Genomic DNA, 24,036 nt, shown 5'->3' with positions numbered 1-24,036 from the left:
TAAAAAAGGCGCATCCCCATGCCGAGTAGCGCCTTTTTATTCAATAACATAGCTGAAATGTATCAGTTCATGCCGTATTTTTTCAGTTTCTTACGCAGAGTACCACGGTTGATACCCATCATCAGCGCAGCGCGGGTTTGGTTACCGCGGGTGTATTGCATCACCATGTCCAACAGTGGCTGTTCAACTTCAGCCAGTACCAGCTCATACAGATCATTAACATCCTGACCATTCAGTTGAGCAAAATAGTTCTTCAGTGCCTGTTTAACCGAGTCACGCAGGGGCTTTTGAGTTACCTGGTCCTGAGAGTTAACGGTAGAAACGGTCAGTACGTCAGAATTTACGCGTTGTTCGAACATAGTTCTGTCAGCTCTTTATTTCATTACGCAAGATTTTCGAAGTATGCCTCCAACGCCTCCAGCTGTACGCTGGCATCCTCTATGGCGTTGAATGTGCGCCGAAACTGGTCATCTGGAGCGTGCTCCTGGAGATACCAGGAGACGTGTTTACGCGCAATTCGGTACCCTTTTGCCTGACCGTAGTGGTCATGCAGTTCCCGAACATGCGAACAAAGCAAGCGCTTAACCTCTGCCAGAGGCAGCGGGGCAAGCAGCTCCCCAGTGTCCAGATAATGCTGGATTTCCCGGAAGATCCAGGGTCTTCCCTGAGCTGCACGTCCTATCATCAGAGCATCAGCTCCCGTATAGTCGAGTACAGCCCTGGCTTTAAGCGGGTCAGTTATGTCGCCATTCGCGATAATCGGAATGGAAACTTTCTGCTTAACTGCCCGAATGCTGTCGTATTCAGCTTCACCGTTGAACAAACAGGCGCGAGTGCGTCCATGGATGGTCAGGGCCTGAATGCCACAGTCTTCGGCCAGTTGGGCAATCTCTACACAGTTACGGTGTTCCGGCGACCAACCCGTGCGAATCTTCAACGTAACAGGAACGTCCACCGCGCTGACAACCGCCGTCAGGATAGCTTTCACCTGGTCGGGGTATTGCAGAAGGGCTGAACCTGCAAGCTTGCGATTCACCTTTTTGGCCGGGCACCCCATATTGATATCAATAATCTGGGCACCACTTTCCACGTTAATCCGCGCGGCATCTGCCATCTCTTCAGGCACGCTTCCGGCAATTTGCACGGTGCGGATACCTGGTTCATCAACGTGCACCATCCGAAGGCGGGATTTATCGCTTTCCCAAACCTGCGGGTTAGACGACATCATCTCGGATACGGTTAAACCGGCTCCCATCTCGTAGCACAGCGTCCTGAACGGCCGGTCTGTAATACCTGCCATTGGGGCTGCGATCAGGCGATTTCTAAGCTGGTGGTGTCCGATGCGCATGAGTTAAGAAATGACCATACTGTGACTGCAAGGCGGCGTATATTACGCATTTTTTGCACGAGATGAAAGGCCAAACTTTGAACAATCCACTGTTGTAGATCAAGGAATCGCCGCCCAATCTTCCCGTTAAAAATTATTCATTATTTAAATCATTAAGTTATATGGTAATGGTTATTTTATGGGCGCTTACAATTTCCCGTAACTTCTCATCATTTCTGAATAAATGCGTCGCTGAAGCGGGATAATCTGCTGTTTTTAACAGCAGATTTCCCTTCTTCTTTGCGATCTGCGTCGCATTTTAGAACATGATCGTCATGCGAAAAATGCCTGTTATTCGACCACGACGCGCCCATGCAGCGACTGTACCGGACGGTTATTATCGTGATGCATTGTCCGGGTGAATCTGGCAAGTTGTTCTGCAGAAACCGTCAGGGGCTGTTTAAGTACAATCCAGGTAACGCCTTCTGAACACGGTGGAGTGGTCAGTGAACCGCTAAAGCGCCAGTACGTTTTATTTTTTGGCAGCAGTTTGTTCAGGTTGAGATCCTGTTTGATGGAGACGTTCTGCTCGGCCTGCTGAGGCATAACGCGCCACAGTTTTTCAAGCTCCGGGTTTGCGGTCCCTTTATCAAACATGACCGCCACCACCGTCAGTTCCCCACTGGCATTTTTATGAACCAGATGCATTTCCATCGCGTATCTCTTGCCATGTACGGTGTTTTCGCTCGGCGCGTGGAAATGGAACTGCTGTAACGTCCAGGTTTGCTTATCGAGAGTAAGGGTATCGCGGGTGTTCGCCTGTTCACCTGCCTGAATGGTATGGCCATTGTTCGTCAGTGTAACAGGGCCATCAACGTAGTGGGTTTGTAGCGGGGAGAGATGGGCGTTAGTGGTCGAATCAATATTAACAGGAGACTGGTTCATACCGCTTTGACAGGTCTTATATGCCTCGTCCATCTCGCCCCAGTGTTGCGGTGAACCTTCCCCTTCATAGCTCCAGTGTGATGCAAATGCTGAAGCCGAAATCATGCTCAGCGCCAGCAGCGCTGCCTTGCCTGTAACGTGTGTCATCATATTCTTCCGGTGAATTTTTGTAATACAAATCAACATGATTTGTAGGGTTATTTTACCGAAGAATGAACGGGGGAGAGAGGATTATCAGAGGGTGAGAGGCGTGGTCAGATGACCACGCCAGATTCTTATTTTTTACGGCCGGTGATGCGGCACCACTCTTCTTTTTCCACCACCGGGTCGAGGGCAAAGAGATCGGCGTAGGCTTCACACACGCTGTCGGCCTGGCTTGCCAGGATACCGGAAAGCCCCAGCAGACCGCCCTCAACGGGCAGCACGCTGATTAACGGAGCCAGTTCGCGCAGTGGGCCCGCCAGAATGTTAGCGACCACCACATCGGCTTTCATGGCTTCTGGCTGAGCATCCGGCAGATACAGCTCCAGACGATCGGAGACGCCGTTACGCTCGGCATTATCGCGGCTGGCCTGAATCGCCTGCGGATCGATATCGATCCCGATGGCTTTTGCCGCGCCCAGCTTCAGGGCTGCAATCGCGAGGATCCCGGATCCGCAGCCGAAGTCGATCACTGTCTTACCGTCCAGATCCAGACCATCCAGCCACTGCAGGCACAGAGACGTGGTTGGGTGAGTACCGGTACCAAACGCCAGACCCGGGTCGAGCATCACGTTGACTGCGCTTTCATCAGGGACATCGCGCCAGCTCGGGCAGATCCACAGACGTTTGCCGAACTGCATCGGGTGGAAGTTATCCATCCACTCGCGTTCCCAGTCTTTGTCTTCCAGCTGTTCGATTTTATGCACGAAACCCGCGCCCAGCAGAGGATGATTCTCCAGAATCGCGACAACCTCTTTCATATCGGTTTCGGCATCAAACAGGCCAATAACGTCGGTATCACCCCACAGGCGGGTTTCGCCCGGCAGCGGCTCAAAGACCGGCGTGTCATGCGTGTCCTGGAAGGTGATAGAGACCGAACCGGCCTCCATCAGCGCATCGCTCAGCTCTTCGGCGTTCGCGCCGGTTGTGTTCAGTTTTAGTTGGATCCACGGCATGGCAAAACTCTTTATTTATCAGTAGAAATCATAGCGGGTTGTGGGACGGGCTGACCGAAACGGTTCCCCACCACAAACGCCAGTAAACTTAGCAGTAACGAAGGCACAATTGGATGGAAGCCCAGGTACTGAATCTTAAACGTTGCGAGGACGGCGTAAAGCACGCCGCCGACAATCATCGCGCTCAGCGCACCGGCGGCATTCGCGCGCTCCCAGTAGAGCCCTAACACCAGCGGCCACAGGAATACCGCTTCAAGCCCACCAAATGCCAGCAGGTTCAGCCAGATGATCATCTCCGGCGGGCGCCACGCGGCTAACAGCAGCAATGCCCCTAACACCAAAGTAATAACGGCCGACATGCGCTTCAGGCGCCGTTCATTCTCTGCCTGCTCAGGACGCAGGTTCAAATAGAGATCTTTAATGATCGTAGCGGAACTTTGCAGCAGCTGAGCGTTGATGGTCGACATAATGGCGGCCATCGGTGCGGCGAGGAAGATCCCGGCGGCAAATGGCGGCAGCACTTTAACCATCAGGGTTGGGATAACCAGATCGGGTACGGTAAGGTCAGGAATAACTGCCCGACCTAATGCGCCCGCCAGGTGCATACCAAACATCAGGATTGCGACAACGATAGTGCCGATAATGATACCTCTGTGCACGGCTTTGCTGTCTTTGTAAGAGATACAGCGCACGGCGGTATGCGGCAGGCCAATCACCCCAAAGCACACCAACACCCAGAACGAGGTCATAAAGGTTGGCGAAAGGATGTCATCCGCGCCCTGCGGCGAAACCAGTTTTGGATCGATCGTCTCGAGCGTTTCAACCGCATGGCTCAGGCCGCCCGCGGCGTGGACGATGCCGACCAGCAGGACAATAGTGCCGATAAGCATAACCATGCCCTGCATCGTATCGTTCAGCACGCTGGCGCGGAATCCGCCAAACGCGGTATACAGCGCAATGCTGACTCCGAAGATGATCAAGCCTGTCTCGTAGGGAATACCCGCTGCCGTTTCCAGCAGGCGTGCCCCGCCGATAAACTGTACCGTCATTGCGCCAATAAAGGCCACCAGCAGGCTTAAGCTGGCCAGCCATACCAGTAAACGGCTCTGATAGCGGGCAAACAGCATATCGTTGAGCGTCACGGCATTATAACGGCGCGCCAGAATGGCAAATTTTTTACCCAGTATGCCCAGAGAGAGCCAGACGGCAGGAAGCTGGATCATCGCCAGCAGCACCCAGCCTAACCCGTATTTATAGGCTGCTCCGGGTCCGCCGATAAACGAACTGGCGCTGATGTAGGTCGCGGTCAGCGTCATGGCCAGCACGACGCCGCCCATCGAGCGGCTACCCAGAAAATACTCGTTCAGGAAGGTGCCCGTCGTTCTTTTACGCATGGCGTAAACGGATAAACCAAACACCACTAACAAGTAAGCGATAAGCGGCAGAATGACTTCAAGCTGCATCATCGTCCTCCAGCGGAATATCGCGATAGATGAATTTCACCATTGCCCAGCACAGCAGGATGAAGACCAGCGGGACCAGCAGACACGCCATTTCGAACCAGTGCGGCAGGCCGGTGATGCCAATAGCGGAGTCAGGTAAGTAAGCAGTTACTAACCATGTTGCGAGATAGAGAAGGGTCAGCCACAGCGCCCAGCGCGCTTCTTTATGGGCCTGAACAAAACGTTTGTCCATTTTTTGTCCCTTGTGGATGAAGAAAGCGGGGATTGTACATGATGGGGCCTGGCGATCCCCAGAAATAAAAAAGGCCGGATAATCCGGCCTTTTAGCAACACAGGTCTCTTACTTCTCGTTCAGACCGAGTTTTTTCTCCAGATAGTGGATGTTGGTTCCACCATTCTGGAAGTGCTCGTCGCTCATGATACGCATCTGCAGATCTACGTTGGTTTTGATACCGTCGATGATCAGCTCCTGCAGGGCGTTTTTCATGCGGGCAATCGCCACGTCACGGTTTTCGCCGTAGCAGATAAGCTTGCCGATCATTGAGTCATAGTACGGCGGTACGGTGTAACCGGCGTAGATATGAGACTCCCAGCGCACACCAAAGCCACCCGGCGCGTGGAAACGCGTGATTTTACCCGGGCTTGGCAGGAAGGTGTTCGGGTCTTCAGCGTTGATACGGCACTCTACCGCATGGCCTTTCACCACAACTTCTTCCTGCTTGATGGACAGCGGCTGGCCTGCAGCGATACGCAGCTGTTCTTTGATCAGGTCAACGCCGGTGATCATTTCGGTAACCGGGTGTTCAACCTGAATACGGGTGTTCATTTCGATGAAATAGAACTCGCCGTTTTCGAACAGGAACTCAAAGGTACCTGCACCGCGATAGCCGATATCGACACACGCTTTGGAGCAACGCTCGCCGATGTAGCGACGCAGTTCCGGGGTAATGCCCGGTGCTGGTGCTTCTTCGACCACTTTCTGGTGACGACGCTGCATGGAGCAGTCACGTTCTGCCAGATAGATCGCGTTACCCTGACCGTCAGCCAGCACCTGAATTTCGATGTGGCGTGGGTTTTCCAGGTATTTTTCCATGTACACCATGTCATTGCTGAAAGCGGCTTTCGCTTCTGCTTTGGTCATGGAGATGGACTGCGCCAGTTCAGCATCGCTGCGCACAACGCGCATACCGCGACCGCCGCCGCCGCCGGACGCCTTGATGATAACCGGATAGCCAATGCGTTTAGCATGAGCACGGTTAGCATCCATGTCGTCGGTCAGAGGGCCGTCAGAGCCTGGTACGGTTGGAACACCGGCTTTTTTCATCGCGGTGATTGCAGACACTTTGTCGCCCATCAGGCGGATGGTGTCGGCTTTCGGGCCGATGAAGATGAAGCCAGAGCGTTCAACCTGCTCAGCAAAGTTGGCGTTCTCAGAGAGGAAGCCGTAACCCGGATGAATTGCCACCGCGCCGGTGATTTCAGCGGCGCTGATGATAGCCGGGATGTTCAGATAGCTTTTTACGGACGGAGCCGGGCCAATACAGACCGTCTCATCCGCCAGCAATACGTGTTTTAAATCGCGATCCGCGCTTGAGTGCACAGCGACGGTCTTGATGCCCAGTTCTTTACAGGCACGAAGAATACGCAGTGCGATCTCGCCGCGGTTGGCGATAACAATTTTATCCAGCATGTACGCCTCGTTACTCGATGACGACCAGCGGCTCGTCAAATTCAACCGGCTGACCACTTTCGACCAGAATCGCTTTCACAGTACCTGATTTGTCTGCTTCGATCTGGTTCATCATTTTCATCGCTTCAACGATGCACAGGGTATCGCCTACGTTGACTTTCTGACCCACTTCGATGAACGCCTTCGCGTCCGGGCTCGGGGTGCGGTAGAAAGTACCAACCATTGGGGAACGTACGATGTGACCACTGATTTCTGCTGCAGCGGCAGGTGCGGCTTCAGCTGCTGGCGCAACGGCTGCAGAGAGCGCAGGCTGCTGCACTGGCGCAGCATAAGCTTGCTGCATTACCGGGAAGCTAGCGGCTGGGGCTGCACGGCTGATGCGTACAGACTCTTCGCCTTCAGAAATTTCCAGTTCGGAGATGCCTGATTCTTCAACCAGCTCGATCAGTTTTTTAATCTTACGAATATCCATGAGTGGGTTCCGTACTCTTGTTTAGTGTGATTGTGACAAGCGTTTTACCGCTGTCTGTAAAGCGTATGAATAGCCGTCTGCGCCCAGTCCACAGATAACGCCAGCAGCGATATCTGACAGATACGAATGGTGACGGAACGGCTCTCGGGCGTGCACATTACTCAGGTGGATCTCGATAAACGGGATACTCACCGCGAGCAGTGCGTCGCGGATAGCAACACTGGTGTGCGTAAACGCGGCCGGATTGATCAGGATATAGTCCACATTGTCTTTAGCCTGATGAATACGGTCGATGAGTGCGTACTCCGCATTCGACTGAAAATGATCCAAATCCACATTCAGTGACGCTGCTTCCGTTCCCAGACGGTTAACAATTTCACTCAATGTTAGCGTGCCGTACTTCTCTGGCTCACGGGTGCCGAGCATGTTCAGGTTCGGTCCGTTCAAAACTAAGATATGGAATTTATCAGTCATTATGCCGCTATCTCCTGCGATTTTCGGGTAAAAAACAAAATATACCTTCGAAACGCAAATGTCACCTTTTCAGAGGCTTAAAACCGCTGTCAGGCGAACCAAGGTCGCACATTATAACGATTTCGTAGCATTTAGCAGCTAAATACTGGTCTTATCAGGGAAGATTATCAACCGCTATCCGAAAAAGATTTGCGGTTGACGGGTAATCTGCGGGAAAACGCACAGTTTCGCGAACTATCGCAACCACTGGCGGAACTTCTTGTAACGCCATGCCAAAAGCGCCACGGCCGCCAGTGCATAAAGGATTGGCTGCGGCGAGAGGATCTTCACCGACCACAGGTAATGAATGGGAGCGAGGATCGCGACAAGATAGACGAAGTTATGCAGAAGCTGCCAGCGCCTGCCCAGTTTTCGCTGCGCATATTGCGTGGATGTCAGCGCTAACGCCAGTAAAACCACCCAGCTCACGATACCCAGCGTCAGATAAGGACGTGTCACCAGTTCGCGGCCAAGCAGCGCCAGATTGTTAATTCCCAGTTCCAGCAGGGCGTAGCTGGTGAGGTGCAGCGTCGCCCAGGCAAAACACCATAGCCCTAACAGGCGACGGGTGCGTATCAATAAGGGCTGTTTAGCGTAGCGCGCCAGCGGCGAGACGAGCAAGGTGGCCAGCAAAAATTTCAGAGCCATCCGACCGGTAAAATGCTGGATATCCTTCGCCGGGTCTGCGCTAAAGAGCCCCTGGCTTGCGGCCCAGAACAGCCATATAAAAGGAAGCAGCCCGGCCAGGTGCAGCAGCACTTTCAGCCAGGTAATCTGTTTTGCCGTTAAACGCACTCAGAAGTTCTCCCGTAAGTTGAGGCCACGGTAAAGCGAGGCCACTTCATCCGCATAGCCGTTAAACAGCAGCGTCGGCTGGCGCTTCACGTCCAGCGCACCGCCGGAACCGATAAACCGCTCGGTTGCCTGCGACCAGCGCGGATGATCCACGTGCGGGTTCACGTTGGCGAAGAAACCGTATTCGTCCGGGGCCGCCAGATTCCAGGTGGTTGGCGGACGTTCGCGGGTAAGCTTAATGCTGACGATAGACTTAATCCCTTTGAAGCCATATTTCCACGGTACGGTTAAACGGATGGGGGCACCGTTCTGCGGCGGAAGCGCTTTGCCATAAACGCCAACGGTCAGCAGGGTGAGGGGGTGCATAGCTTCGTCGAGACGTAGCCCTTCCACATATGGATATTCAAGCCCGCCGCCGATGAACCGATCTTTCTGCCCGGGCATCTCGTCCGGCGCATAGCGCGTCTGGAAAGCGACATATTTTGCATTGCTGGTGGGTTCAACCATCGCCAGCAGTTTATGCAGCGGGAAGCCGACCCAGGGCACAACCATCGACCAGGCTTCCACGCAGCGCATGCGATAGATACGCTCTTCGAGCGGGAAACGGGTGGTGAGATCGTGATGGTCCAGCGTCAGGGGTTTCGCCACTTCGCCATCAATTTTCAGCGTCCACGGATCGGTTTTGAGGCTCCCCGCGTTGGCGGCAGGATCGGCCTTATCGAGACCAAATTCGTAGAAGTTGTTGTAGCCGGTAACTTTATCTTCCGGCGTGAGCGTCAGCTTGTTTTGCCATTCGGCCGGTTTGGTAAAGGTGAGCGGGGCGCCGGATGGGGCCTTTGGCCGATCGTTGCCTTTAAACCAGTCGAGCAGGTCGGCGTGTGCCGCGGGAGAGAGCGTCAGGGCTGTGGCGCTGATGCCAAGCATTTTCAGGATCTGGCGGCGCTGTAACATAAAGACAGACTCAGACGTTACGTCAGCTTCCGTCAGTTTTCGGTTTTTCATGGCATCCTCCGTCATGCGTTTTTCTAAGCATGACGGAGGAGAGGGATTCGCGCGAATATGTCACGAAAATTTGAAGATTAGGCGATTTTCACCAGCGCGCGGCCGTGGAATTGGTTGTCCATGATCTTACTGGCGTATTCCGGCGCCTGGCTGAGGGTTATCTCCGTTGCGCTCTGGGTATAGAAAGATTCCGGCAGATCGCGCACCAGCCGTTCCCAGGCTTGATGACGACGGGCCGGCGGGGTCATCACGGAATCCACGCCCTGCAGGCGTACGTTACGCAGAATAAATGGCATCACGGTGGTTGGCAGGGCAAATCCGCCCGCCAGACCGCAGGCTGCCACGCAGCCGCCGTAGTTCATCTGCGCCAGGACTTTTGCCAGCACCTTATCACCGACGGTATCCACCGCCCCTGCCCAAACCTGTTTTTCCAGCGGACGGGTTTCGGCAAATTCGTCGCGGCTGAGAATGCGGCTGGCACCGAGCTGGCGCAGATAGTCATGGGTGCTTTCTCGGCCGGAAACCGCAGCGACCTGATAGCCCAGCTTGTGGAGCAGCGTGACTGCCGTGCTGCCCACGCCGCCGCTGGCGCCGGTGACGACAATTTCCCCTGACTCAGGGCGAATACCCGCATCTTCCAGCGCCATCACGCACAGCATGGCGGTAAAGCCTGCCGTGCCGACGATCATCGCCTTGCGGCCATCCATGCCTTTCGGCACAGGCACCAGCCAGTCGCCCTTCACGCGCGCCTGCGTTGCCAGCCCACCCCAGTGATTTTCACCCACGCCCCAGCCGGTGAGCAGCACATGCTGGCCCGGATGGAAGCGCGGATCCTCGCTGGTATGAACCCGCCCAGCGAAATCGATCCCCGGCACCATAGGGAAATTTCGGATGATTTTACCCTTACCGGTAATAGCCAGCGCATCTTTATAATTTAAACTGGACCAGTCGATGTCGACGGTTACGTCGCCTTCCGGCAGGCGACTCTCTTCAACCGCCTGCACTGAGGCAAGCGTTTTGCCGTCCTGCTGTTCTAAGATCAAAGCCTGCATACGGGGTCCTCACGACTCAGATGATTGGAAAATAATTTCTGAAGACTATACTCGCTCAGGGAAACGCAGTGCCGATTTAACGCAATAAATTGCCAGATACGCCCGATTTGGTAGTATGCCGCATTTGAAATGCAAGTTAGCGCTTACTCGCTACCCCATCAACCCACGGAGTAATCTCAAGGATGCGATTAACGACGAAGTTCTCAGCTTTTATCACCTTGCTGACGGGGCTTACCATTTTTGTCACGCTTCTGGGCTGTTCCCTGAGTTTTTACACCGCCATTCAGGACAAGCTGGTCAACCGGGTACAGTCTGTTGCCTCGGTGATTGATACGCGTCTGCTGACGACGCCCCTACCGGCGCTCTCCCGTGAGCTTGATGAGTTGATGGTACCTGTTGATATCGTTCAGATCGACATTCTGCAGGGAAAGCATCGTGTTTTAAGCCATGAACGACCGGGAAGCTATCGCCCCGCGGGCGTGGTAAGCCAGTATCGGGAAGTGACGGTGCATTCCCTTAAAAATCCGGGGATGACCATACACATGGTCTACCTCGATCCGATGGCCAGCTATTTCCGTTCCATGATGACCACCGCACCGCTCACCGTCGCCGTTGCGTTTATCGTCCTGCTGATCTTTCTCGCGGTCCGCTGGCTGCGCCGCCAGCTCTCTGGTCAGGAGCTGCTGGAGATGCGATCCGTACGTATCCTGAACGGTGAACGCGGCCCGCAGGTGCGTGGCTCTGTTCACGAGTGGCCGTCACGCGCCAGCAGCGCGCTCGATACCCTGCTCTCCGAAATCCAGTTTGCCAGCGATCAGCGCAGCCGTATGGATACGCTGATCCGCTCTTATGCGGCGCAGGATAATAAAACTGGCCTTAACAACCGTCTTTTCTTTGATAATCAGCTCGCCACGCTGCTCGACGATTCAGAAAAAGTGGGGACACACGGGGTGGTGATGATGATTCGCCTGCCCGATTTCGATCTCCTGCGCGACACCTGGGGACAGCGTGCCGCGGAAGAAAACCTCTTTACGCTGATCAACCTGCTCTCCACCTTTATTATGCGCTACCCGGGCGCGCTGCTGGCCCGCTATCACCGCAGCGACTTTGCCGTGCTGTTGCCTCACCGTACGCTGAAGGAATCCGAAAGCATCGCCAGCCAGCTGCTGAAGGCGGTAGATGCGCTGCCGCAGAGCAAAATGCTCGACAGGGACGATATGGTCCACATGGGGATCTGCGCCTGGCGTGGCGGACAATCCACAGAGCAGGTGATGGAACATGCGGAAGCCGCTACCCGCAACGCCGTGTTGCAGGGGGCCAACGGATGGGCGGTTTACGATGACTCGCTGCCGGAAAAAGGGCGCGGCAACGTGCGCTGGCGCACGCTGATTGAGCAAATGCTCAGCCGCGGCGGGCCACGTATTTATCAAAAACCCGCGGTCATGAAAAACGGCAACGTTCATCACCGTGAACTGATGTGTCGTATTTTTGACGGTACCGAAGAGGTCATCTCTGCGGAATATCTGCCGATGGTGCTGCAATTTGGCCTGTCCGAAGAGTATGACCGCCAGCAAATTACCCGGCTGATTCCGTTTTTATCCTTCTGGCCTGAAGAAAACCTGGCGTTACAGGTCACCGTGGAGTCGTTAATACGCCCACGTTTTCAGCGCTGGCTACGTGATACGTTAATGCAATGCGAAAAATCGCAACGTAAACACATTATTTTTGAACTTGCTGAGGCCGATGTAGGTCAACACATCAGCCGGTTACGTCCGGTGGTACGTTTGATCAATGCGCTCGGTGCACGTATCGCTGTGACGCAGGCAGGTTTAACGCTGGTCAGCACCAACTGGATCAAGGAACTGGATGTGGAGTTATTAAAGCTACATCCGGGGCTGGTAAGGAATATTGAGAAGCGTACGGAAAACCAGCTGCTGGTACAGAGTCTGGTAGAAGCGTGCAAGGGTACGCGAACACAAGTATTTGCCACGGGCGTGCGCTCCAGAAGCGAATGGCAGATGTTAACAGCGCGCGGCGTGATGGGCGGTCAGGGGGATTTTTTTGCTGCCTCTCAACCGCTTGACACCAACGTGAAAAAATATTTGCAAAGATACTCTGTTTGACCTGCCGTTTACGCTGTTTTCACGTAGAATATCGCGCCTGTAGCTTTGAGTATGTCGAGCAAAAAGCCAGTGAACGACCTGTAACGGGTTACAAACGTCAGTGGGGAACGCTACTGTTTACTCAGCCCTGAGGGAATCAGGGGATGATTTTGTAACATCAGGAAACGTACTGCACAAATTTTCACCGTTGCAGATGATTTTTGCGCCTTGTCGCTGCTGCGTGTGGTTGGTAAAGTAAGCGGATTTTGTTTTCCGCCCCAGCTTTCAGGATTATCCCTTAGTATGTTGAAAAAATTTCGTGGCATGTTTTCCAATGACCTGTCCATTGACCTGGGTACCGCGAATACCCTTATTTATGTAAAAGGACAAGGCATCGTATTGAATGAGCCTTCCGTTGTGGCCATTCGTCAGGATCGTGCAGGCTCGCCGAAAAGCGTGGCCGCAGTGGGTCATGACGCGAAGCAGATGCTGGGTCGTACCCCTGGCAACATCGCCGCCATTCGCCCAATGAAAGACGGCGTTATCGCCGACTTCTTCGTGACTGAAAAAATGCTTCAGCACTTCATCAAGCAGGTTCACAGCAACAGCTTCATGCGTCCAAGCCCGCGTGTTCTGGTGTGTGTGCCGGTTGGCGCAACCCAGGTAGAGCGTCGCGCAATCCGTGAATCTGCCCAGGGTGCAGGTGCACGTGAAGTGTTCCTGATTGAAGAGCCAATGGCTGCGGCCATCGGTGCTGGCCTGCCTGTTTCCGAAGCTACCGGTTCTATGGTGGTGGATATCGGTGGTGGTACCACTGAAGTGGCCGTTATCTCTCTGAACGGCGTGGTGTACTCCTCTTCCGTACGTATCGGTGGTGACCGCTTCGATGAAGCCATCATTAATTATGTGCGCCGTAACTACGGCTCTCTGATCGGTGAAGCCACCGCAGAGCGTATCAAACACGAAATCGGCTCTGCGTATCCGGGCGATGAAGTGCGTGAGATCGAAGTACGTGGCCGTAACCTGGCTGAAGGTGTTCCACGCGGTTTCACCCTGAACTCCAACGAAATTCTGGAAGCTCTGCAGGAACCACTGACGGGCATCGTGAGCGCGGTAATGGTTGCGCTGGAACAGTGCCCACCAGAGCTGGCGTCCGATATCTCCGAGCGCGGTATGGTTCTGACCGGTGGTGGTGCGCTGCTGCGTAACCTCGACCGCCTGTTAATGGAAGAGACAGGTATTCCTGTCGTAGTTGCAGAAGATCCACTGACTTGCGTCGCCCGTGGTGGTGGCAAGGCGCTGGAAATGATCGACATGCACGGCGGCGATTTGTTCAGCGAAGAGTAGTCGAGTTTGAGAGGGTAGCAATTTGCTACCCTTTCTCTCTGACGCGAGAATACGCATAGCCTATGAAGCCAATTTTTAGCCGTGGCCCATCGCTACAGTTTCGCCTTATTCTGGCGGTTCTGGTTGCGCTTGGGGTCATTATTGCCGATAGCCGCCTCGGTACGTTCAGCCAGATCAGAACGTACATGGATACCGCCGTCAGTCCTTTCTACTTTGTTTCAAATGGTCCCCGTGAACTGCTCGACTCCGTTTCTCAAACGCTGTCTTCGCGCGACCAACTCGAACTCGAAAACCGGGCATTACGTCAGGAACTGCTGCTGAAAAACAGCGAACTGCTGATGCTGGGGCAATACAAGCAGGAGAACGCGCGTCTGCGTGAACTGCTCGGCTCGCCGCTGCGTCAGGATGAGCAGAAAATGGTCACGCAGGTGATTTCCACCGTGAACGACCCCTACAGCGATCAGGTAGTGATCGACAAAGGGAGCGTGAACGGGGTGTATGAAGGTCAGCCTGTTATCAGCGATAAAGGCGTTGTGGGCCAGGTTGTTGCCGTGGCTAAACTGACCAGCCGCGTGCTGCTGATTTGCGATGCCACGCATGCGCTGCCGATCCAGGTTCTGCGCAACGACATCCGCGTGATTGCGGCTGGTAACGGCTGTACGGACGACCTGCAGCTGGAACACCTGCCGGCTAACACGGATATCCGCGTGGGCGACGTGCTGGTGACGTCCGGCCTGGGTGGACGCTTCCCTGAAGGTTATCCGGTTGCGGTGGTCTCTTCGGTCAAGCTGGACACCCAGCGTGCCTATACCGTGATTCAGGCCCGTCCAACCGCCGGTTTGCAGCGTCTGCGCTATCTGCTGCTGCTGTGGGGCGCCGATCGTAACGGTTCTAATCCGATGACGCCTGAAGAGGTGCATCGCGTGGCGAACGAGCGCCTGATGCAGATGATGCCGCAGGTTCTCCCACCTGCGGATTCCATGGGGCCGCCTGCGCCAGTACCGGCACCGGCAACCGGGTTAACGCAGCCGCTGCCGGATGCGCCGCCACCGCCTAAACTCTCTTCGGGAGGGCAGTAGTGGCAAGCTATCGTAGCCAGGGACGCTGGGTCATCTGGCTCTCGTTTCTCATTGCACTGTTACTGCAAGTGATGCCCTGGCCGGATGACATTCTCGTTTTCCGGCCAAACTGGGTATTGCTCATTTTACTCTACTGGATCCTTGCCCTGCCGCATCGCGTAAATGTCGGCACAGGTTTCGTGATGGGTGCCATACTGGATCTCATTAGCGGCTCTACGCTTGGCGTGCGCGCCTTGTCCATGAGCATTATTGCGTACCTCGTCGCACTCAAATTCCAGCTCTTTCGTAACCTTGCGCTCTGGCAACAGGCCCTGGTAGTGATGCTATTGTCGCTCGCTGCGGATATCGTTGTTTTCTGGGCTGAGTTTTTAGTGATCAACGTCTCTTTCCGACCGGAAGTGTTCTGGAGTAGTGTAGTAAACGGTGTGCTCTGGCCTTGGTTATTCCTGCTGATGCGTAAGGTTCGCCAGCAGTTTGCTGTGCAATAAAAGGTTTCTATGACGTCTTTGTATCTCGCTTCCGGCTCCCCGCGCCGTCAGGAACTCCTGACGCAGCTAGGCGTCTCTTTTGAACGCATCGTTACCGGCATTGAAGAAAAACGTGCTGAGGGCGAAAGCGCTCAACAGTACGTGTCTCGCCTGGCGCGCGAGAAAGCGCAGGCGGGTGTGGCCAGTGTGCCACGCGATCTTCCCGTGCTGGGAGCAGATACCATCGTTATTCTGAACGGTGAAGTGCTTGAGAAACCGCGCGACGCCGATCATGCGGCGCGCATGCTGCACAAAATGTCCGGACAAACGCATCAGGTGATGACGGCCGTCGCCCTGGCTGACCGCCAGCACGTGCTGGATTGCCTGGTAGTGACCGAAGTGACGTTCAGAGTACTTACCGACGACGACATCGCCGCTTATATTGCCAGCGGTGAACCAATGGATAAAGCAGGTGCATACGGTATTCAGGGGCTGGGTGGCTGTTTTGTCAGGAAGATTAATGGCAGCTATCACGCCGTAGTCGGCTTACCGCTGGTGGAAACGTATGAGTTGCTGAGCAATTTTAACTCACTGCGTGAGGGAAGGGATAATTATGACGGCTGAATTGTTGGTAAACGTAACGCCATCGGAAACCCGTGTGGCCTATATTGATGGTGGCATTCTTCAGGAAATTCATATTGAGCGTGAAGCGCGGCGCGGAATAGTAGGCAATATCTACAAAGGTCGTGTCAGTCGTGTACTACCGGGTATGCAGGCGGCTTTTGTAGATATTGGACTGGATAAGGCGGCATTTTTACATGCCTCCGATATCATGCCGCACACCGAGTGCGTCGCGGGCGAAGAGCAAAAGCAGTTTGCCGTGCGAGATATTTCTGAACTGGTGCGTCAGGGACAGGATCTGATGGTGCAGGTGGTGAAAGACCCCCTCGGTACCAAAGGCGCCCGTCTGACCACCGACATCACCTTACCTTCCCGCTATCTGGTCTTTATGCCCGGCGCGTCGCACGTGGGCGTTTCGCAGCGTATTGAGAGCGAAACCGAGCGCGAGCGTCTGAAGAAAGTGGTCAGCGCCTACTGCGATGAACAGGGTGGGTTTATCATCCGTACCGCTGCGGAAGGGATCAGCGAAGAAGACCTGGCGTCGGATGCGGCTTACCTGAAGCGCGTCTGGACCAAGGTGATGGAGCGTAAAAAACGCAACCAGACCCGCTACCAGCTCTACGGTGAACTGGCCCTTGCTCAGCGCGTTCTGCGCGACTTTGCTGATGCCCAGCTCGACCGCATTCGCGTGGACTCGCGTCTGACCTATGAAGCGCTGCTGGAGTTTACCGCCGAATATATCCCGGAGATGCCCGGCCTGCTGGAGCATTATTCAGGGCGTCAGCCGATCTTCGATCTCTATGATGTCGAAAACGAGATCCAGCGCGCGCTGGAGCGTAAGGTTGAGCTGAAGTCAGGCGGCTATCTGATCATCGATCAGACCGAAGCGATGACCACCGTCGATATCAACACCGGCGCGTTTGTCGGCCATCGCAACCTCGATGACACCATCTTCAACACCAACATCGAAGCCACGCAGGCGATTGCGCGCCAGCTTCGTCTGCGCAATCTGGGCGGCATTATCATCATCGACTTCATCGATATGAGTAATGAAGACCATCGTCGCCGCGTGCTGCACTCGCTTGAGCAGGCGCTGAGCAAAGACCGCGTGAAAACCAGCATTAACGGCTTCTCGCAGCTGGGGCTGGTGGAAATGACGCGTAAGCGTACCCGCGAGAGCGTTGAGCATGTGCTGTGTAATGAATGCCCAACCTGCCATGGGCGCGGAACGGTAAAGACGGTTGAGACCGTCTGCTATGAAATTATGCGCGAAATCGTCCGTGTTCATCATGCCTACGACTCCGATCGTTTTCTGGTCTATGCTTCCCCTGCGGTGGCTGAAGCGCTGAAAGGCGAAGAGTCACACGCGCTGGCGGAAGTGGAAATCTTTGTCGGCAAACAGGTAAAAGTACAAATTGAACCGCTCTATAACCAGGAGCAGTTTGACGTCGTGATGATGTAAGACGCAGTACGCTGCGTGACGAAAGCTGACAAGGAGAGATGCGTGAGGCGATTGCCGGGGATTTTATTGCTTACAGGGGCAACGCTGGTCGTGATTGTCGCGTTGCTCGTGAGCGGGCTACGCCTCGTATTACCGCATCTGGACAGCTGGCGTCCGCAACTGCTGGCTAAAATTGAATCCACCACCGGCGTGCCGGTGAACGTAAGCCAGATTAGCGCTAACTGGCAGAATTTTGGCCCGACGCTCGATGTCCGGGATATCAACGCCAGCCTCAAAGATGGCGGCCACCTGAAAATCAAACGCGTGACCCTGGCGCTGGACGTCTGGCAAAGCCTGCTGCATCTGCGCTGGCAGTTTCGCGATCTCACCTTTTATCAACTCCAGTTCCTGACCAATACGCCTCTGTCCGGCGGCGATAGCGGTCAGGGTCTGGAAGCCAACCGCTTCAGCGATCTTTTCCTCCGTCAGTTCGATCACTTCGATCTGCGCGACAGTGAAGTGAGCTTCATTACCCTCTCCGGCCAGCGCGCCGAACTGGCGATCCCTCAGCTGACCTGGCTCAACGGTAAAGAACGTCACCGCGCTGAGGGGCAGGTCAATCTCTCAAGCCTGAACGGCCAGCACGGCGTGATGCAGGTGCGCATGGATCTGCGGGACGATGACGGCCTGTTAAACAACGGCAAAGTCTGGCTGCAGGCCGACGATGTTGACGTAAAGCCGTGGCTGGGCGACTGGCTCCAGCAAAATATGCAGCTGGAGACTGCCCGTTTCAGCCTTGAAGGCTGGCTGACCCTGACCAAAGGTGAATTTGCCAGCGGCGATATCTGGCTCAAGCAGGGGGGCGCCAGCTGGAAAGGCGAAAAACAGCAGCATCAGCTTTCCGTCGATAACCTCACCGCGCACGTGACGCAGGAAAAAGAGGGCTGGCAGTTTGCCATTCCGGATACGCGCATCACCATGGACGGCAAGCCGTGGCCGCGCGGTGCGCTGACGCTGGCCTGGATGCCGGAGCAGGACGTCGGCGGCACGGCCAGTAAACGCAGCGACGAGCTGCGCATCCGCGCCAGCAACCTCGATTTGGCGGCCATTGAGGGCCTGCGCTCGATGGCGGCAAAACTCTCTCCGGACCTGGGCGAGATCTGGCTGGCAACGCAGCCTAGCGGGAAGATAGACGCTCTGGCGCTGGATATCCCGCTCCAGGCGACGGAAAAAACCCGCTTCCAGGCAACATGGAAAGATCTTGCCTGGAAGCAGTGGAAGCTGCTGCCGGGGGCGGAGCACTTTAGCGGCAAGCTGGAAGGCAGCGTGAAAAACGGCAGGCTGACGGTTGATATGCACGATGCCAAAATGCCTTACGAGACGGTCTTCCGCGCGCCGCTGGAAATCGAACAGGGCAGCGCGGTGCTTAACTGGCTCCGTAACGACAAGGGCTTCCAGCTTGATGGCCGCCATATCGATGTGAAAGCCAAAGCGGTGCACGCGCGCGGCGATTTTCGCTATCTGCAGCCTGAAGGTGACGAGCCGTGGCTGGGGATTCTGGCCGGGATCAGCACCGATGACGGCTCTCAGGCCTGGCGCTACTTCCCGGAAAACCTGATGGGAAAAGCCCTGGTGGACTATCTCAGCGGCGCGATTCAGGGCGGTCAGGCGGACAATGCCACGCTGGTGTACGGCGGTAATCCGCATCTTTTCCCGTACAAACACAATGAAGGCCAGTTCCAGGTGCTGGTGCCGCTGCATAACGCGACCTTTGCGTTCCAGCCCGGCTGGCCCGCGCTGAAAGATCTGGATATCGAGCTCAACTTCCTCAATGACGGACTATGGATGAAGTCCGACAGCGTGGCGCTGGGCGGCGTGACGGCCAGCAACCTGACGGCCAACATCCCGGATTACTCCAAAGAGAAGCTGCTGATTGATGCCGACATCAATGGCCCGGGCAAAGCGGTGGGGCCGTACTTTGAGGAGACGCCCCTGAAAGAGTCGCTGGCGGCGACGCTCCAGCAGCTACAGCTCGATGGCGATGTGAATGCTCGCTTACATCTTGATATCCCGCTGGACGGCGAGATGACCACCGCCAAAGGTGACGTCCGCCTTAAGAACAACAGCCTGTTCATCAAACCCCTTGAGAGCACGCTGAAAAATCTCAGCGGGCAGTTCAGCTTTGACAACGGAAACCTGAAGAGCGAGCCGCTTACGGCCAGCTGGTTTAATCAGCCCGTTAATATCGACTTCACGACCACCGAGGGTGAAAAGGCTTATCAGGTAGCCGTCAATCTGGACGGTAACTGGCAGCCAGCGCGCATGGAGGTCCTGCCGAAACCCATTGAGGCGTCAGTGCAGGGCGCAGTCGCCTGGCAGGGTAAAGTGGCAATCGACCTGCCATATCACGCGGGCGCCCAGTATAAGGTCGACATCACGGGCGATCTGAAAAACCTGCAGAGCCAGCTGCCTGCGCCGCTGGATAAACAGGCCGGACAGCCGCTGCCGGTAAAGCTGAACGTCGATGGCAACCTGAACAGCTTCGCGCTGACCGGAAGCGCGGGCGGGACAAACCACTTCAACAGCCGCTGGCTGCTTAACCGCAAGCTCACCCTCGACAAAGCCATCTGGACAACGGATAGCCGCTCCACGCCGCCTCTGCCGGAGCAGTCGGGCATTGAGCTGAATCTCCCGCCGATGGACGGTGCAGAGTGGCTGGCGCTGTTCCAGAAAGGCGTCGGGCAAAACGTTGATGAAACCGCCCAGTTCCCGCAAGCCATTACCGTACGCACGCCGTCGCTGATGCTGGGCGGGCAGCAGTGGAACAACCTGAGCCTGGTTTCACAGCCTGGCGCTAACGGCACGAAGGTGGAGGCCCAGGGCAGAGAGATCAACGGCACGCTGACCATGCGCAATCACGCGCCGTGGCAGGCGGCGATCCGCTATCTCTACTACAACCCGGCAAGCGCCGCGAGCGGGAAAGATAAACCGGCAGAAGCCTCGCCGCTGAGCAATGTCTCCCGCGTCGATTTTAGCGGCTGGCCCGATCTCCAGCTGCGCTGCGCGGAGTGCTGGCTGTGGGGGCAGAAATATGGCCGTATTGACGGTGATTTCACTATTCAGGCCAACACGCTTACGCTCTCCGGTGGCCTGGTTGATACCGGTTTTGGCCGCATGACGGCCGCAGGGGAATGGGTGAATAACCCGGGCGAGCAGCGAACTTCCCTGAAGGGCGACATTAAAGGCAACAAGCTGGATGCGGCAGCCAATTTCTTTGGAATCAGCACGCCGCTGCGCGGCTCGTCGTTTGACGTCGATTACGATCTTCACTGGCGTGACGCTCCGTGGAAGCCGGATGAGGCCTCGCTGAACGGCATTCTGAAAACCCGCTTCGGCAAAGGTGAAATTGCCGACGTGAGCACGGGGCGCGCCGGGCAGATCCTGCGCCTGCTGAGTTTTGATGCGCTGCTGCGCAAGCTGCGCTTCGATTTCAGCGATACCTTCAGCGAAGGTTTCTACTACGATTCCATCCGCAGCACGGCGTGGATCAAGGACGGTGTTCTGCATACGGACGACACGCTGGTGGATGGCCTGGAAGCGGATATCGCTATGAAAGGCTCCGTTAACCTCGTGCGTCGCGAGCTGGATATGGAAGCCGTGGTGGCGCCGGAAATTTCCGCGAGCGTGGGCGTGGCGGCGGCCTTTGTGGTGAACCCGATTGTCGGTGCGGCGGTGTTTGCCGCCAGCAAAGTGCTGGGTCCGCTGTGGAGCAAGGTCTCCATTCTGCGCTACCGCATTACCGGTCCGGTAGATAAACCGCAGATTAACGAGGTGCTGCGCCAGCCGCGCAAAGATGCACAGCAATGATTTGACGTGGGCAGGTAATTGCCTCACTCTCAATAAATACGATCTTTATACCGCCACGGGCGGCAACGAACGAGTAGCAATACGATGAGTCTGAACCTGGTAAGTGAACATTTGCTCGCAGCGAACGGCCTGAGCCATCAGGACCTGTTCTCCATTCTTGGTCAACTGACCGAACGCCGTCTCGACTACGGCGACCTTTATTTCCAGTCGAGCTATCACGAATCCTGGGTTTTAGAAGACAGCATCATCAAAGATGGCTCCTACAACATTGACCAGGGCGTCGGCGTCCGTGCCGTCAGCGGCGAGAAAACCGGTTTTGCCTATGCCGATCAGATTAGCCTTGCCGCACTCGAGCAGAGCGCGCAGGCCGCGCGTACCATTGTGCGTGATACCGGTGATGGTCGCGTGAAAACACTGGGAGAAGTGCAGCACTCTGCGCTCTATACCAGCATCGATCCGCTGCAGAGCATGAGCCGTGAAGAGAAGCTGGATATCCTGCGTCGCGTGGACAAAGTCGCCCGCGCGGCGGACAAACGCGTGCAGGAAGTTTCTGCCAGCCTGAGCGGCGTGTATGAGTTGATTCTGGTTGCGGCAACGGACGGTACCCTTGCGGCAGACGTTCGCCCGCTGGTGCGTCTCTCCATCAGCGTGCAGGTCGATGACGACGGCAAACGCGAGCGCGGCTCAAGCGGCGGCGGCGGTCGTTTCGGCTATGACTGGTTCCTGGGCGACGTTGACGGTGAAGCACGCGCCGACGCGTGGGCGAAAGAAGCCGTGCGCATGGCGCTGGTGAATCTTAATGCCGTCGCGGCGCCGGCGGGCTCATTCCCGGTGGTGCTGGGCGCCGGCTGGCCGGGCGTGCTGTTACACGAAGCCGTAGGCCACGGCCTGGAAGGCGACTTTAACCGTCGCGGGACGTCCGTGTTCAGCGGTCAAATCGGGCAGCTTGTCTCCTCTGAGCTGTGCACCGTGGTGGATGACGGCACCATGCGCGATCGTCGCGGCTCGGTGGCTATCGACGATGAAGGTACGCCAGGCCAGTACAATGTGCTGATCGAAAACGGCGTGCTGAAAGGCTACATGCAGGACAAACTTAACGCGCGCCTGATGGGCGTCGCGCCGACGGGCAACGGACGCCGTGAATCTTACGCGCATCTGCCGATGCCGCGCATGACCAACACGTACATGCTGCCGGGCAAATCGACGCCGCAGGAGATTATCGAATCCGTCGATTACGGTATCTTTGCGCCAAACTTTGGCGGCGGCCAGGTGGACATTACCTCCGGTAAGTTTGTTTTCTCCACGTCAGAAGCGTATCTGATCGAGAAAGGTAAAGTGACCAAAGCGGTGAAGGGGGCGACGCTGATTGGCTCCGGTATTGAAGCCATGCAGCAGATTTCCATGGTCGGTAACGATCTGAAGCTGGATAACGGCGTGGGCGTCTGCGGTAAAGAGGGCCAGAGCCTGCCGGTTGGCGTGGGCCAGCCAACGCTGAAGGTGGACAACCTGACGGTGGGCGGCACGGCGTAATTTCCTGACCCTCTCCCCAAAGGGGAGAGGGGGCTGCTCCGCGCTGTCTTTTCTCCCTCGTCATTATGGAAAAAGGCCTACTCTTTCCTTCTCCCCCGCATCCCCTGAAACAGCTCCGCCACGTCCACAAAATACTCGGTCAGATAGTTAATACACACCTGAACCTTGAGCGGGAGTTTGTCTTTTTCGGTATACAGGGCGTACACCGGGCGCGGATCGGACTGGTAGCGCGGGAAGAGGATCTCCAGCACGCCGCTGTTGATCTCGTTGATCACCCACATTAACGGCACGTAGGCGATCCCGGCGCCGGCCACCAGCCAGCGTGAAATCGTCATCGGATCGTTAGTGACAAACCGCCCTTCCGGCAGCAGTTTGGTAGAAATCCCTTCCGGGGCAATCAGCTCAAATTCATTATCGGGCCGCACGCTGTACTCCAGCCACGAGTGGTTGGTGAGATCGGCGGGCTTCTCCGGAACGCCGTACTGCGCCAGATAGCTTTTCGAGGCGCAGACCACCATCGGCATGCTGCCCAGCCGTCGCGAGAACAGGCTGGAATCCTGCAACGCGCCGACGCGGATCACCACGTCCAGCCCGTCGGCAATCAGATCCGGCGCCGGGATACCCGTCACCAGATTGACCGTAAGACCGGGGTACTCTTTCAGCATATCCGCCGTCATGGCAGCGAGAACATTTTGTGCCATAGTTGAAGAACACCCGATGCGCAGCGTGCCGATGGGGGTGTTGTTGAAGGCATAGAGCTGTTCGTGAACATCCTGCACTTCAAGCAGCATACGGCGACAGCCCTGATAGTAAATTTTACCCGCTTCCGTCAGCCCAATGCTGCGGGTACTGCGGTTGAGCAGCTTGACCTGAAGCTCATCTTCCAGTTTGGACACCGTCTGGCTGATGGATGAGACGCTCATCTGAAGCTGGCGTGCAGCGGCGGTAAAAGAGCCCAGCTCAACCACTTTGGCGAAGACCGACATGCGTTTTAAACGTTCCATTGTTCACTCTGGCTTAAAAGTGATTTAGATCACATATTATAGATAACAGCATAACAGTTACGTTAATATATTATTAATTACATAACGGCTGCGCCATTCTCGCCCGGCGTTTCTTGCTCTCCTGCGGTGGCGTGCGCTAAAAAATTCTGAAGCCTGCACTCT

21 protein-coding genes are annotated in these 24,036 nt (G+C 55.8%); 8 read left to right on the top strand and 13 right to left on the bottom strand.

Translation table 11 applies throughout. The annotated features are described in order from the left end of the window. Positions 1-62 precede the first annotated feature (62 nt). The 12 genes from fis to QMN93_RS13075 form a co-directional block, all read right to left on the bottom strand. Entirely contained in the window at positions 63-359 is a 297-nt protein-coding gene (gene fis, locus QMN93_RS13130) for a DNA-binding transcriptional regulator Fis (RefSeq protein ID WP_000462905.1), read from the bottom strand. 23 nt (positions 360-382) lie between these two features. Further along, a complete protein-coding gene (dusB, locus tag QMN93_RS13125) occupies positions 383-1,348 on the bottom strand; it encodes a tRNA dihydrouridine synthase DusB (RefSeq protein ID WP_023309409.1) in 966 nt (321 codons plus the stop codon). A gap of 330 nt (positions 1,349-1,678) precedes the next feature. Further along, positions 1,679-2,419 (bottom strand): carbonic anhydrase, encoded by a 741-nt coding sequence (locus QMN93_RS13120; protein ID WP_193140160.1) that lies wholly within the window; start codon positions 2,417-2,419, stop codon positions 1,679-1,681. A 128-nt stretch (positions 2,420-2,547) separates the two neighbouring features. Continuing rightward, complete coding sequence (gene prmA, locus QMN93_RS13115; protein WP_039260393.1) at positions 2,548-3,429, bottom strand: 50S ribosomal protein L11 methyltransferase; 882 nt, start codon at positions 3,427-3,429, stop codon at positions 2,548-2,550. Positions 3,430-3,440: 11 nt separating this feature from the next. Next, positions 3,441-4,892 (bottom strand): sodium/pantothenate symporter, encoded by a 1,452-nt coding sequence (gene panF / locus QMN93_RS13110; RefSeq protein WP_143347745.1) that lies wholly within the window; start codon positions 4,890-4,892, stop codon positions 3,441-3,443. After that, positions 4,882-5,124: a YhdT family protein gene (locus tag QMN93_RS13105; RefSeq protein ID WP_193140099.1), complete on the bottom strand. Its 243-nt coding sequence runs from the start codon at positions 5,122-5,124 to the stop codon at positions 4,882-4,884. Before QMN93_RS13105 ends, panF begins: the two co-directional genes overlap by 11 nt. Positions 5,125-5,232: 108 nt before the next feature. After that, on the bottom strand, positions 5,233-6,582 hold the full coding sequence (gene accC / locus QMN93_RS13100) for an acetyl-CoA carboxylase biotin carboxylase subunit (protein WP_023333644.1): 1,350 nt from the start codon (positions 6,580-6,582) through the stop codon (positions 5,233-5,235). A gap of 10 nt (positions 6,583-6,592) precedes the next feature. Beyond that, positions 6,593-7,054: an acetyl-CoA carboxylase biotin carboxyl carrier protein gene (gene accB, locus QMN93_RS13095; protein ID WP_010436174.1), complete on the bottom strand. Its 462-nt coding sequence runs from the start codon at positions 7,052-7,054 to the stop codon at positions 6,593-6,595. 21 nt (positions 7,055-7,075) lie between these two features. Continuing rightward, positions 7,076-7,528 carry a type II 3-dehydroquinate dehydratase gene (aroQ, locus tag QMN93_RS13090; protein ID WP_023309405.1) on the bottom strand — a complete coding sequence of 151 codons (453 nt, stop codon included), beginning with the start codon at positions 7,526-7,528 and terminating at the stop codon, positions 7,076-7,078. 234 nt (positions 7,529-7,762) lie between these two features. Then, on the bottom strand, positions 7,763-8,362 hold the full coding sequence (gene msrQ, locus QMN93_RS13085; RefSeq protein ID WP_032659655.1) for a protein-methionine-sulfoxide reductase heme-binding subunit MsrQ: 600 nt from the start codon (positions 8,360-8,362) through the stop codon (positions 7,763-7,765). After that, positions 8,363-9,364, bottom strand: coding sequence for a protein-methionine-sulfoxide reductase catalytic subunit MsrP (gene msrP, locus QMN93_RS13080; RefSeq protein WP_032659657.1), 1,002 nt, complete (start codon positions 9,362-9,364; stop codon positions 8,363-8,365). It lies immediately after the preceding gene. A gap of 77 nt (positions 9,365-9,441) precedes the next feature. Further along, positions 9,442-10,416: an MDR family oxidoreductase gene (locus QMN93_RS13075; protein WP_039260397.1), complete on the bottom strand. Its 975-nt coding sequence runs from the start codon at positions 10,414-10,416 to the stop codon at positions 9,442-9,444. Between the two features lie 182 nt (positions 10,417-10,598). Here QMN93_RS13075 and csrD point away from each other — a divergent pair, with 182 nt between their 5' ends. From csrD to tldD, 8 genes are all read left to right on the top strand, one after another. Beyond that, on the top strand, positions 10,599-12,539 hold the full coding sequence (gene csrD / locus QMN93_RS13070; RefSeq protein ID WP_048981162.1) for an RNase E specificity factor CsrD: 1,941 nt from the start codon (positions 10,599-10,601) through the stop codon (positions 12,537-12,539). A gap of 282 nt (positions 12,540-12,821) precedes the next feature. Further along, positions 12,822-13,865, top strand: coding sequence for a rod shape-determining protein MreB (mreB, locus tag QMN93_RS13065; protein ID WP_000913396.1), 1,044 nt, complete (start codon positions 12,822-12,824; stop codon positions 13,863-13,865). A 62-nt stretch (positions 13,866-13,927) separates the two neighbouring features. Further along, a complete protein-coding gene (gene mreC / locus QMN93_RS13060; RefSeq protein WP_033146767.1) occupies positions 13,928-14,944 on the top strand; it encodes a rod shape-determining protein MreC in 1,017 nt (338 codons plus the stop codon). After that, the gene (gene mreD, locus QMN93_RS13055) at positions 14,944-15,432 is read left to right on the top strand and encodes a rod shape-determining protein MreD (RefSeq protein ID WP_023309399.1); all 489 of its coding nucleotides are present in this window, start codon (positions 14,944-14,946) and stop codon (positions 15,430-15,432) included. The genes mreC and mreD overlap by 1 nt, the downstream gene beginning before the upstream one ends. Before the next feature lie 9 nt (positions 15,433-15,441). Next, positions 15,442-16,035, top strand: a complete 594-nt coding sequence (locus QMN93_RS13050; RefSeq protein WP_023309398.1) for a nucleoside triphosphate pyrophosphatase — start codon at positions 15,442-15,444, stop codon at positions 16,033-16,035. Continuing rightward, positions 16,025-17,494, top strand: a complete 1,470-nt coding sequence (gene rng / locus QMN93_RS13045) for a ribonuclease G (RefSeq protein WP_010436156.1) — start codon at positions 16,025-16,027, stop codon at positions 17,492-17,494. The genes QMN93_RS13050 and rng overlap by 11 nt, the downstream gene beginning before the upstream one ends. Positions 17,495-17,536: 42 nt before the next feature. Further along, the gene (yhdP, locus tag QMN93_RS13040) at positions 17,537-21,340 is read left to right on the top strand and encodes an AsmA2 domain-containing protein YhdP (protein WP_193140097.1); all 3,804 of its coding nucleotides are present in this window, start codon (positions 17,537-17,539) and stop codon (positions 21,338-21,340) included. Positions 21,341-21,424: 84 nt separating this feature from the next. Further along, on the top strand, positions 21,425-22,870 hold the full coding sequence (gene tldD / locus QMN93_RS13035) for a metalloprotease TldD (protein WP_045355381.1): 1,446 nt from the start codon (positions 21,425-21,427) through the stop codon (positions 22,868-22,870). 77 nt (positions 22,871-22,947) lie between these two features. Here tldD and aaeR read toward each other — a convergent pair whose 3' ends face one another. After that, the gene (gene aaeR, locus QMN93_RS13030) at positions 22,948-23,874 is read right to left on the bottom strand and encodes an HTH-type transcriptional activator AaeR (protein ID WP_023616809.1); all 927 of its coding nucleotides are present in this window, start codon (positions 23,872-23,874) and stop codon (positions 22,948-22,950) included. Positions 23,875-24,036: the final 162 nt, after the last annotated feature.

Origin of the sequence: Enterobacter sp. R-1.6.2 (assembly GCF_035064085.1) — a bacterium.
GTDB lineage: Bacteria > Pseudomonadota > Gammaproteobacteria > Enterobacterales > Enterobacteriaceae > Enterobacter > Enterobacter asburiae_B.
Note: the sequence above shows the minus strand (reverse complement) of the source record. Positions and strands in the feature narration are given on the sequence as shown.